This window comes from Nocardia sp. NPDC049190 (assembly GCF_040648115.1).
Classification (GTDB): Bacteria; Actinomycetota; Actinomycetes; order Mycobacteriales; family Mycobacteriaceae; genus Nocardia.
Genome location: NZ_JBEZDE010000077.1, coordinates 1 through 10685, shown reverse-complemented (window position 1 = coordinate 10685; position 10685 = coordinate 1). Strand labels below are relative to the sequence as shown.

The 10685-nt window shown below is 59.7% G+C and carries 15 protein-coding genes; 10 read left to right on the top strand and 5 right to left on the bottom strand.

Translation table 11 applies throughout. From position 1 onward, the window contains the following. Positions 1 to 114: 114 nt before the first annotated feature. The 10 genes from AB0B25_RS31200 to AB0B25_RS31155 all read left to right on the top strand — a co-directional run bounded on the left by AB0B25_RS31200 (position 115) and on the right by AB0B25_RS31155 (position 8011). The gene (locus AB0B25_RS31200) at positions 115 to 363 is read left to right on the top strand and encodes a helix-turn-helix domain-containing protein (RefSeq protein WP_357187211.1); all 249 of its coding nucleotides are present in this window, start codon (positions 115 to 117) and stop codon (positions 361 to 363) included. Between the two features lie 10 nt (positions 364 to 373). Next, positions 374 to 1189, top strand: a complete 816-nt coding sequence (locus AB0B25_RS31195) for a hypothetical protein (RefSeq protein WP_357187208.1) — start codon at positions 374 to 376, stop codon at positions 1187 to 1189. 12 nt (positions 1190 to 1201) lie between these two features. Continuing rightward, positions 1202 to 1633: a DUF5681 domain-containing protein gene (locus tag AB0B25_RS31190; protein ID WP_357187205.1), complete on the top strand. Its 432-nt coding sequence runs from the start codon at positions 1202 to 1204 to the stop codon at positions 1631 to 1633. After that, positions 1630 to 1821: a hypothetical protein gene (locus AB0B25_RS31185; RefSeq protein ID WP_357187202.1), complete on the top strand. Its 192-nt coding sequence runs from the start codon at positions 1630 to 1632 to the stop codon at positions 1819 to 1821. The genes AB0B25_RS31190 and AB0B25_RS31185 overlap by 4 nt, the downstream gene beginning before the upstream one ends. A gap of 369 nt (positions 1822 to 2190) precedes the next feature. Then, complete coding sequence (locus AB0B25_RS31180) at positions 2191 to 4995, top strand: tape measure protein (protein WP_357187199.1); 2805 nt, start codon at positions 2191 to 2193, stop codon at positions 4993 to 4995. Beyond that, positions 4992 to 5273, top strand: a complete 282-nt coding sequence (locus tag AB0B25_RS31175; RefSeq protein WP_357187197.1) for a hypothetical protein — start codon at positions 4992 to 4994, stop codon at positions 5271 to 5273. Before AB0B25_RS31180 ends, AB0B25_RS31175 begins: the two co-directional genes overlap by 4 nt. A gap of 131 nt (positions 5274 to 5404) precedes the next feature. After that, positions 5405 to 6022: a recombinase family protein gene (locus AB0B25_RS31170; protein WP_357187194.1), complete on the top strand. Its 618-nt coding sequence runs from the start codon at positions 5405 to 5407 to the stop codon at positions 6020 to 6022. Positions 6023 to 6066: 44 nt separating this feature from the next. Beyond that, entirely contained in the window at positions 6067 to 6510 is a 444-nt protein-coding gene (locus tag AB0B25_RS31165) for a hypothetical protein (protein ID WP_357187191.1), read from the top strand. 346 nt (positions 6511 to 6856) lie between these two features. Further along, positions 6857 to 7039: a hypothetical protein gene (locus AB0B25_RS31160; protein WP_357187189.1), complete on the top strand. Its 183-nt coding sequence runs from the start codon at positions 6857 to 6859 to the stop codon at positions 7037 to 7039. Positions 7040 to 7195: 156 nt separating this feature from the next. After that, the gene (locus tag AB0B25_RS31155) at positions 7196 to 8011 is read left to right on the top strand and encodes a replication initiation protein (protein ID WP_357187186.1); all 816 of its coding nucleotides are present in this window, start codon (positions 7196 to 7198) and stop codon (positions 8009 to 8011) included. 272 nt (positions 8012 to 8283) lie between these two features. On the opposite strand, the gene AB0B25_RS31150 is transcribed toward AB0B25_RS31155, so the two are convergent. The 5 genes from AB0B25_RS31150 to AB0B25_RS31130 all read right to left on the bottom strand — a co-directional run bounded on the left by AB0B25_RS31150 (position 8284) and on the right by AB0B25_RS31130 (position 10343). Next, positions 8284 to 8625, bottom strand: coding sequence for a hypothetical protein (locus AB0B25_RS31150; RefSeq protein WP_357187183.1), 342 nt, complete (start codon positions 8623 to 8625; stop codon positions 8284 to 8286). Further along, positions 8622 to 8891 (bottom strand): hypothetical protein, encoded by a 270-nt coding sequence (locus tag AB0B25_RS31145; protein WP_357187180.1) that lies wholly within the window; start codon positions 8889 to 8891, stop codon positions 8622 to 8624. Before AB0B25_RS31145 ends, AB0B25_RS31150 begins: the two co-directional genes overlap by 4 nt. Next, positions 8888 to 9112, bottom strand: a complete 225-nt coding sequence (locus AB0B25_RS31140) for a hypothetical protein (protein WP_357187177.1) — start codon at positions 9110 to 9112, stop codon at positions 8888 to 8890. The genes AB0B25_RS31145 and AB0B25_RS31140 overlap by 4 nt, the downstream gene beginning before the upstream one ends. A gap of 66 nt (positions 9113 to 9178) precedes the next feature. Continuing rightward, positions 9179 to 9718, bottom strand: a complete 540-nt coding sequence (locus AB0B25_RS31135; protein WP_357187174.1) for an HNH endonuclease — start codon at positions 9716 to 9718, stop codon at positions 9179 to 9181. 421 nt (positions 9719 to 10139) lie between these two features. Further along, complete coding sequence (locus AB0B25_RS31130) at positions 10140 to 10343, bottom strand: hypothetical protein (protein ID WP_357187171.1); 204 nt, start codon at positions 10341 to 10343, stop codon at positions 10140 to 10142. Positions 10344 to 10685: the final 342 nt, after the last annotated feature.

The following is a 10685-nucleotide window of genomic DNA, read 5'->3' as shown; positions in this document are numbered from 1 at the left end:
AGCCTGGCTCCGACTTCGTGACGCAGCCGAAGCCGGCAACCTTGAGGCATCCGCCCTGCTTATCGCACTGGCCGAGCGCCGCCCATTGATCAACAACAGCCATGGAGTGGCCGCATGACCATCACCGACATCTCCAACACCAGCACGTCGGCGCAGCGGGCCCGAATCTTGGCCAGCCTGCAGGCCGGTCCCCTGACCACTGTGGCGGCGCGTGACGAGCTCAACGTGATGCACCCCGCTGCACGCATCCAGGAGCTGCGCGAGGCCGGCTACCCAATCCGCACCCATCAGCGCCCAGTAGTCGACGCCCAGGGCCGTACGCACAAATCCGTGGCCGTCTACTACCTCAGCACTGCCGCCTGATCACTACCAGGTGAGCAAAGCGCTCGCCCATATGGAGAAACCCATGCCCCCTGAAAATGCTGATCTGATGAACACCCAGGCATCAATGCCGGCGCGCCCATCGGCACCCCCTGCGCTGCCCACACTGCCGCGCACCACCAACCTTATGGGCAGCGACAGCTGGGCCCGAGAAATCAAGACAGTCGCGGGTCCATTCGCTGAGGATCGCGCCATTGCCGGAGCGATCAACACTCAGCGCCGCATGGTCGAGAGCTTCGAGGCCCTGGAGAGCATCCGCAAAAACCGCAACCCCACGGACACGGCCGCCGGTCACCTCAACCGAGCGTCGAAGGCCTACACATCGATGCTCGAGGCGGCAGCCCGCAACCACGACGCAACGTTGAACACCATCAAGGGCCGATTGGTCGAGATTGCCGACCAGGTCGAGGCTTCGTTGGGCCTGCAGGTTTCGCATGATGCCGCCGAGATCCGCAAGGCGTTGCGCGCCATGACGCCAGAGGCGCGCGGTAAGGCCATTCAGGCAGCGATCGACACCAAAGACGGCGCGATCATGCACGCGGTGTTCACCGGCCGTGAGATCACCACCGGCGTTAACGACGTGCAACGGAACAGCTTCCGCCGGCGTGCCGAAGAGAAGTACAGCCCGGACCTGCTCAAGCTTCGCCAGGCCCTGGAGAAGTCCCAGGCGCTGGTCAAGGGGGCTTTCAGCGATATGTTCGCCGTCGAGTCTCTGGTGGTGGGCAAGGCCGAGGTGGCAAGTGAGTTCGAAAGGCAGACCGCCGCATCGGACGATGCCTGGCTCAAATTCAACTCGGCCATTCAGTAAGCGGGGTTGACCTTGAGCAAGCGCGAGCCACCCCAGGACCGCACGCCGCGCGGACACTTCAAGCCAGGCACGTCCGGCAACCCGGGCGGCCGCTCGAGCCAGACACGGGAAATCCGGGCGCGCCTGGCCGACGGCGCCGAGGCTGTCACAAAAAAGGTATTGGCAGCCGCCAAAAAGGGCGACATGCAGGCCTGTAGGCTGATCCTGGAGCGCCTGGTGCCGCCACTCAAGCCGGTATCGGAGCCGGTCGCCTTCGACCTGGATGAATCCGACCTGCCGGGGTGCGCTCGGTCGATCCTTGCCGCCGTCGCCGCCGGCACGCTACCTCCGGACCAGGGAAAGGCGCTGATCGACAGTGTTGTGAGCATGGCCCGGGTTATCGAGGTGGCCGAGCTTGAGAAGCAACTGGCCGAACTGCGCGCGCTGATGGAGAAGCGGCCGTGAGCCGGCATGCGCTGCTGGCCAGGCTCAAGGCCCAGGCCGAGCAGATGGCTACTGACGACACTGTCAGGCAGATAAGCGACCTGATGGATGAGCTAAGCGCCAAGGTCGTCAACGGTGCACCTGTGCCGCCAATGAGCCTGGGCGAGCTGCTGGAGGATTCGTATGTCCCTCAAAGCCCTAAAGGCTGAGATTCAGCGGGCCGCTACAGAGGTGCATGAGCGCTTCGACAACCCTCTTCACGTCCTGCTCGTAGGGATCATCTCAAGTCGCCGGGGTGATGGGCCCATGCCCTGCTCTGGCTGGAACTGTGAATACCATCTGGCCGGCAGTCGTCGGCAGCTTTTCTTCCCTGGAACAGAAGGCGATGCCGAGTTAATGGCCCGCGCCCTTATCGACCACGCGTACGACATAGAACAGCCTGAAGGTGTGAGGCCTGCCGCCGTTCTGATCCAGCACACAACAGCACCTGATGACGCCCTTATCGTCGTACAGGCCCCACCGGGCATTCACCCCGGAGAACATGCAGCGCGGGCCTATGACGCGCTCAGGAGCTTACATTGACTCAAACATCCAGACTTGTCCTAGAGGTCGACAGCCGAAGCGCTGAAAAAAAGCTTGAGGACGTGCGGCACGGCCTAAAGGCTGCAAGTGACGCCGGGGTCTCAATGCGCCCGAGCCTTGCTCTGGCCGGCGCATCCATGAAAGACCTGGGCGACAAAGCCAGCTCAGCAGCGCAGCCGGTAGCGGTCATGCGGGAGCGCCTCAGCAATCTTGCCCTAACGGCCAGCCGTATGCCGGTGCCACTGGCGGCAGCTGCTACGGCCATGCTGGCAGCCCTCAAGGTGGCAAAAGATGCGGAGGTGTACACCAACCTGTCAAACCGCCTAAAGCTGGTCACAGACAGCACGCTACAGCTCGCCTACGCGCAACAAAGCGTGTTCCAGGTCGCCCAGGACGCCAGGCAGTCCATGGAGTCAACGGCGCAGGTTTATCAGCGGATTGCGCAAAACGCCAAACAGCTTGGCCTGAATTTTGGTGAGGTGGCCAGCATAAGCAAGACGGTAAGCCAGGCCGTCGCCTTGAGTGGTGCCAGCGCGCAGGCAGCCGACGCCTCAATGGTTCAGTTCGGCCAGGCGCTCGCCTCCGGCACGCTCCGCGGTGATGAACTCAACTCGATCATGGAGCAAACCCCGGCATTGGCCCAGGCCATCGCCAGAGGCCTTGGGGTGACGATCGGACAGCTCAGGACGATGGGCGCCGATGGCAAGCTGACTTCGGAAAAGGTCGTAGAGGCCCTGCAGAACCAAAAGGACAAGGTCAACGAACTGTCGTCAGTCCTGACCGTGACCAGCAGCCAGGCCATGACGGCGTTTAATAACTCGCTGATCATGACCGCCGGCAACCTGGACAAAGCCCTGGGCGCGAGCAACAAGTTTGCCCAAAGCGTTCTGGCCCTCTCTGGAGTGATGGATAGGTTCAACTCTGGCGAGTTCCTGGACTACTTCAGGGACGACAAGCAGACCGTGGCAGGGCTGAATGCAGACCTCAACGAGACCATGTCGCAGATGCGTGACCTGGGAGCGATGAGGGCCAGCCTCATGAAGGGCCAACCCGGCGATACAAAGTTCTACAAATTCAAGTTCTATGACGTCGACGCGCTTGATAAGGAGATTGCCGGCCTCGAGAAAAAAGGCGCGGCTATCAATGCGCTCAAGGCCCGCATGCAGAAGGGTGCCGCTGACCTGGCCAGCCAGAGCCCCACCGGTGATGCGCCCGGCTCGGTGGTAAACCCAGCATACGAGAAGCTGCTGGTTGACCTGAAAAAGCAGGCAGCCCTGCAGGGGCAAAACACCGAGCTCGCCAAAGTGCGCTACGCCATCGAGAGTGGCGAATTGGGCAAACTTCTGCCCAAGCAGGAGGCACTGCTACTGCAGTATGCCAAGGAAAAAGACGCCAAGGAGGCCGCCGCTACGGCATCCAAAAAGGTCTTTAGCGAGGACGCAGGGACCAAGGCTCTGGACCAGGCGCGTCAACGCTACGCAGTGCTGATGCAACAAAACTCGATGATCAGCCAGCAGGGAGCCGGCGTTGCGCGGGTTGGCACCGAAGCCCAGGCCCTGATCAAGTGGGAGCAGCAGCTGGCAGACATCAAGGGTAAAAAAACCCTGACGGCCGACCAGAAGTCGCTGCTGACCAGTCAAGAAATGATCACCGCTCAACTCAAGAGAAATGCAGGCCTTGAGCGGGAAGCCGAGCTGACAAAGTCAATACAGGCCGCCCAAAGGGACCAGGTGCAGCTGCTAACCCTCACTGGCCAGCTGCGGGAGGCAAACAGCCTCAAGTCCTCACTGGATGACGCGGCCCAAATGGCGGAGTACGAACGCCAGGGCAACACCGAGGCGATGAAGCGGCTCGAAACCCTGATCAAGATTCGTGACGTCAATCTCAAGGCATCCCAGAAGCCTGGAACCATTGAGGGCGTTTCGCAGGCGCCTCAGGTGACCGGCATCGACGCCTCAGTGGGTGGAGCCTACAGCGAAATCCAGCGACTCAACGAAGAGTCAGCGAAGGTTGACGCCTGGCGCACAATGGAACTGGAAAAGCAGAAGGCCTATCTCGACCTCAAGGCTATCAATGAGGAGACCTATGCCGAGCGCGTCAACAACATCAACCAGCAGGGCCGGGACAACCAGGCGAAGATCGAGCGCGCCAAGAACTCGGCGGTACTGACGTCGAGTGCTGACTTCTTCGGCAACATGACCGCGCTCAGCCAGTCGGGCAACAAGAAGCTGGCAGCGGTAGGGAAGGCGGCGGCAATCGCGCAGGCCACCATCCAAGGGTATGTGGCAGTCCAGAACGCCCTGGCGGTTCAACCTTACCCGCTTGGCATGGCCCTTGCCGTATCTGCTGGTGTTGCCGCTGCTGCCAACGTGGCAGCTATCGCCGGGATTGGGTTCTCTGGTGGCGGCTACACAGGGCCTGGTGGCGTTAACGAAGTCGCCGGCACCGTGCACAAGGGCGAGGTGGTCTGGAGCCAGAAGGATATCCAGCGCTACGGCGGTGTCGCCGCTGTCGAGGCTCTGCGCAACGGCAACGTGTCTGCAATTCCCTCGGCGGCAAATGACGGCGGTACCGGCGGTGCTTCCCGATCTGGCCCGTCAGCTGTTCAGCCTCAAATCAGCATCACCATCAACGCGGACGGAACGTCAAGCGTTGAGGCCTCCCAGGGCCTGGAGCAGCGCGCTTACGCAATTGCCAAGGCCGTAATGGCGACGGACGGGCCACGCATGGCCCGCGCGGTAATCCAGCAAGAGAAGGGACAAAACGGCCTGCTCGATCCGAGCAACCGGAGGAACGTTTGATAACCGAAGACCAGCGCGTCGAGATGATCGGCGCCATTACCGAAATAGTCCTGGAGCGGCTGCTGCTTAAAAGCCCTCCCACCACCATCCAGGACTACCAGGAGCGGAACCGTTACGCCGGACTTCTGATAGGCCGGCTCATGGCGGCAGTCGTGCACGACGAACCCGAGATTGGGTTGCGTTACCTGGAGCTATCAAAGGAGTGCGAGAAAAAAGGCCAAGCAATGACCGGGAAGGCTGAGCGAATCGGCAGAAGGTCAGCGCTGCGCGTGGTGTAGGTGTTTTTAAAGGTATGCGCTGGCTAATACAGGCTTTTTAGGTCTGATATGTGCTTTTCCTTGATAAGTAACAGTCAAAGTGCAACATTAGATAAATTGCACCTTTACTGATACACCCAAGGAAACGGGCCATGTTCATCCGCGCATACCTTCGAGCATCCACCACAGAGCAAGACGCAACCCGGGCGCGTGCCGCCCTGGAGCGCTTCGCCGGCGATCACGGCCAGACCATTGCAAGCGAGTACGTGGAAAACCTCAGCGGCGCCTCTACCGAACGCCCAGAGCTGCTGCGCCTACTCAAAGACGCCAGGCCGGGCGACGTGCTGCTGGTCGAGTCGATAGACCGGCTGTCCCGTCTCCCCCAAGCCGACTGGCAGAAGCTGAAAGCCGCGATCGACGCCAAGGGGTTGCGCATCGTCGCGCTCGATCTGCCCACCAGTCACCAGAGCATGAAGGACACCGCCGGCGACGAGTTCACCGGCCGGATGCTGGCCGCGATTAACTCAATGCTGGTCGACATGATGGCCGCTATTGCCCGCAAGGATTACGAGCAGCGCCGGGAGCGCCAAGCCCAGGGCATCGAGAAGGCGAAGGCCGAAGGGCGGTATCAGGGCCGCCCGGTGGACGCGGACCTGCACAAGCGCGTTAAGGAGCTGCTACGCGCCGGCCTGGGCGTGCGTGCGACCGCCAGGCACGCGAGCTGCTCCACCACCACGGTGCTGAAGATCCGCGATAGCCTGACGGTCTGATAGAGTGTCGGACGCCCGACAGACAAGACCCGACACCGCCCGACATGAGCAAACTGACCCTCGGCCGCATGGCCAAACTCTACGGATTGCACCGCTCGACGCTGTATGAGGCTGTCGAGAAAGGCCGCGTATCTGCTGGGTTTGACGGCAAGGGCCAGAGGGTTGTCGACCTGTCCGAAATGATCCGCGTCTATGGCGAGCCACCAGGCCGCCCGACACCTGAGCCCGACACTTCGACACCTCAACCAGACATACCCCCGACACCTTCAGGCTGGGCTGAAATGGCAGCTGAGTTGCGGCTTTTGCGCGAAGAGGTGGCCGGGTTGCGCCAGGAGCTGAGGCTGATAGGTCACGACGGTCTCCGTCCTCGATCTGAGGTTGAACCCCCAGCGGGGGATAACCCACCGGTGGTGGAGAACCCCCTGCCCGGTAAAGTCGGCCAACCTGGTGCGCAATCGTTCGCGGATTTACTGGACAGTTTTAGATGAAAATCCGCGCCACGTTTTCGTAGATCGCAAAACGTGGCGCGGCCTTATAAATAGGGAGTTCCATGCGCATCTGATAGGTTGCAATGGTTCCGAGTCGCGGATAACATCGGGACTACTTTCTGCAACGCAGAAAAAGCAAAGCCCCCAACCGGGACCAACCAGTTGAGGGCTTCATGAACCAGAAGGTTCGGACCAGCTAACAGAGTACCTTGACACGGGCTGCTCTTGAGTCTGATCGGCAAAGAGCCAACCAGTGGTGAGATAGTACCATTGGTTCTCACGGCGTCAACACGCTGCGTAATACGCCGACGGATAGCTGACCGGCCTTCATTGCCAGGTAAAGCATATGAAGATCGATACGCACCGTCATTCCGGTAAGGCCACGGCAGAAGCCCTTGGTATCACCGAGCCCACACTGATCCGCTGGGCAAAAGACCCTGAATTCCCTCAGCCGCTGCGCATCACTCGGCGCATCGTGCGTTATGACCTGGACGCCGTTAAACGGCACCTGTCAGAACGGGCGGCATGATCAATGGCAGTTCAACGGGCACCCCGCGCGAGCGGGGCGGCCCAGTCGTGGACGCAACAGCCTCTGGATCTGTTCAGTAGCCGACTTCCGAGCCGGCCCTACTGCACAGACAGCCTTGAAAACCGGGGACTTTATCGGCTACCGCTGGCCGAGGCCATGCAGTGCCTGCTAATCCAGCCCAACACGGCGAAGCTGGTGGTATGCCTGTGCTTCGACGTTGACCGGCCGCTGGCTGCAATCGACTGGAACGACCGCAACTGTCCACCCCCCAACATGACCGTCCGCAACCCGGCAAACGGTCATGCCCACCTGATATACCTGCTTGAAGCCCCTGTAGCCGTTTCAGACGTTGCCCGGATAAAGCCGGCCATGTTCATGGCGGCGATTCAGGAAGGGCTCAGGCGCGGCCTGGATGCCGACAGGGGGTATTCCGGGCTCATAGTGAAGAACCCCAGCCACAAGCATTGGATCACGAAGGTTTGGCGCGATCCGCCCTACTGCCTCGAGGAGCTGGCCGAGCTGGTGGAGTTGCCCAGCCCCTACGAAATGCGCAAGCGCAGCCGGCAGGTGGATTACGCCGGCCTGGGCCGCAATTGCACCGTGTTCGAAGTCGTGCGGGTGAAGTCGTACAGCCTTGTCCGAGACTACTGGGGCCCAGGTGGTGACCGGGCGTTTGAGCGCGCAGTACTCGACCTGGTGCAACAGGCGAACATGAACGACATAGGCAATCCCCTGCAGCCGAGCGAGTGCCGCGCGATCGCCAAGAGCATCAGCCGCTGGACCTGGAAGAAGTTCACGCCGGCGAAGTTCCGCGAGATCCAGTCGGAGCGCGGACAGCGCAAGGGTGCGGCAAAGCGTGACGAGCTGCTGCCCACGGCTCAATCAATGGCGGCCGAGGGTAAGAGTGTCAGGGAGATTGGTGCAGCAATAGGCGTAGGTCATGCCACGGTAGCAAGGTGGCTAAAGCTGTAAGTGTCTCAAAGCCATATCAGATAGACCTGCCTTTGGCGGCTTCTCTCCGATGTTCACATGCCTGTAGTGCAGTGAGTGTGATGGGTAAGGTGCTGCATGTCTGACTCGGACCATATGATCTGGCTCGGTACCGCTCGGGTAATTACTTGAGATGCGTCCAAAAGTGGACCTATCTCGATAGACCAGATTTGGATCATGGCTCAGTTTTGATCCATCCAAAGCTGGATGCATTGGAAAGGCACCACCCCGTTACAGGGTAGTGCCTGGCCATACTACGAAAGTTTCGCTTTTTGCCGGTCGAGGATGATTTTCCATTGCGCGTGGTAGAACTCTGGACTGATCACGCTGCAATTGAACAGCGCCTGCAGGTGCCCGATTGCCTCACTGACGCGACTTTCGGCCAGGATGTTGCCCGCCTTGGTCGCCTTCATCGCCACCTTTATCGCGTTTTTCACCATGCGCTCGCCGGTCCAGTACACGTCCAAACGGTCAGGGTTGGAAAAGTCGATATCGACGGCGCCCAGGGCCCGGTACCGCAAGCCGTACAGTGCGAGTTCGGCCAGCTTCTCGCTGTCGAGCCCCTGGAGTGCTGGGTGATCTGCAAAGGAGGTCATTGTGCACCCTCCCCGGTGAGGCGTTCTGCGGAATCAGCGCTTGCTGCCAGCTGATAGCCGAGCATCTGCAGACCGATCGCCAAGCCATCAATCACCATGGGCGTCATCACCTCGGCCGACACGTCCTCATTTGCGAACGCCTCCAGCAGCTTGCTAACCGAAAGCGCGAACCGGCCGCCTTCACGCATGGATTCAACGCTGTTTTGAATGGCCCATTTTGCCTTGTTGGCCTTGTCCGCTTGGGTGGAGCTCGCTTTCTGGCTCATTGCGCACCCCCTTCAACCGCGGCTGCTTCGCCGTGGAGCATGGCAGACCAGTTCGCAGCGCAGTTATAGGAGAGGATGGCCAGGGCCTGGCTCAGCACCGCCGGGGTGCGTGGGTTGGCAATGGTGGCCATGGCGAAGGCCAGCAGGTCCAAAACTACGGCCGTTTCGTCGATAAGTTCTTGATTTTTGACGCAATTACTGGCATTTTGATATTGTTGCATGGCGTTTACCCACGTTTTCGTTATGCGACAGGCCTTCCCGGTGTTACAGCACCGGGTGGGCCACCTTTAGTTACTTTCGGTTGCGTCCAGGCCAGCGATCAGCAAGGCCTTTAGCGCGGTTGATGCGTTCAACTCGATGTAGTGGTCACGCTTGAGACGTTCGATGTAGTGCTCGACTCTATTCATGACCTCGATCGGCAGTGTGAGACTTACTCGGGTTACGAATAGATCTGACCCTTTGCTGCCTTCCTTTGGTGCCTCCCAGCCAGCCCTGCTGTGCATACCGCTGAACTCGCCATGCAGCTGGGCGTGCATCTCCTTGGACTTCGCTACAGCATCAGCAAGGCGGCTGAACTTGCCGCCTTTGTGGATCACGCCGTTAGCCGTCACTTGCACCCGCCACATCCCGCCTTGAGCCCTATGCACACCAGGGAAGCCTGATTTGCTCAGTGGTGAGCGTGACTTGTTCCACATATTCTGTGCCGGGGTGGCCAGACGCAGGTTCTCAAGCCTGTTATCTGTGTTGTCGCCGTTGATGTGGTCTACCACCATTCCTTGAGGGATTGCCCCAAAGGCTTGCGTCCATATCTCCCTGTAATTAGCCATCGTCCACCTTCCTTTTCTCGGCGATCCATCCCGCGGCCCAGCTCAAGGGGTCTTTCGACTCCATCGGCTTGAGTGGCTTCCCGTCGCGTGCTGCCTGCTTACCCTCCTGTTCCGTCTCTGTGTGAATCCAAAGCGCTGTGAGCTTGTAGCCAGCTGCCCGTTGGCGCTCCTTGAATGCCCTTTGCCGCAGAGTGTTTGGATTTTCTGGTTGGTCTGCCATCTGCCCTCCTGATTACTAGTAACGCTGAGCAATCTTGTCATGGCATTACTAGTAATGCAATAGGGGGGTGCAAAATAATTGCAGCCCCTAAAACGCTACGTTCGTAGCAGTTGCAGGGCATCTACCGGAATCACGGTAGTTTCACGACCAGGTCGTAAAAGGGGTGCCGTTCCTGGCAACGACACTCCCCAGTGGGGGAAGTTAAAGCCGCATCTGCCGGATGACCTGGCGAGGATCTGCGCCGGCGGAAAGTGCTGAGATTGCATCCTTGGTCAGCTGGTCGAGTGCCTGTTGCTCGAATGCCTCGGCCATGGCTGAAGCCTTGCGGACGATCAGAACGGCCAGTTCATGCGGGAACTGCTGGGGTGTCACGGTGGGCAGGTAGTCGCAATCAATGACGGACATGAGGTGGCTCTCTGGCTCAAGGAGTACAAATGTGCCCTGACAGCAGGTCAGAGCAGGTTGAGGGCAATTCGTAGCACTTTGAATCAAGTTTAATTAGTGGAACATACGTAAACCTAAGTCAACGTCGTTATGCCCCTTTCAGGCGCTTATTCTAGTGCCTTATACCGTTTCAGTTTAAGCACACCCATAAAACACTGTTTATAACCACATATCCCGCCTAAAATGAGCATATCGGCACATATGACCCATGAGGCAGATATGAACACCACCACCAAGCCGCGCGGTCGTCAGCAAAAGGCGACCAGCACCGACGTTTCAAAAGCCTGGCTCCGACTTCGTGAC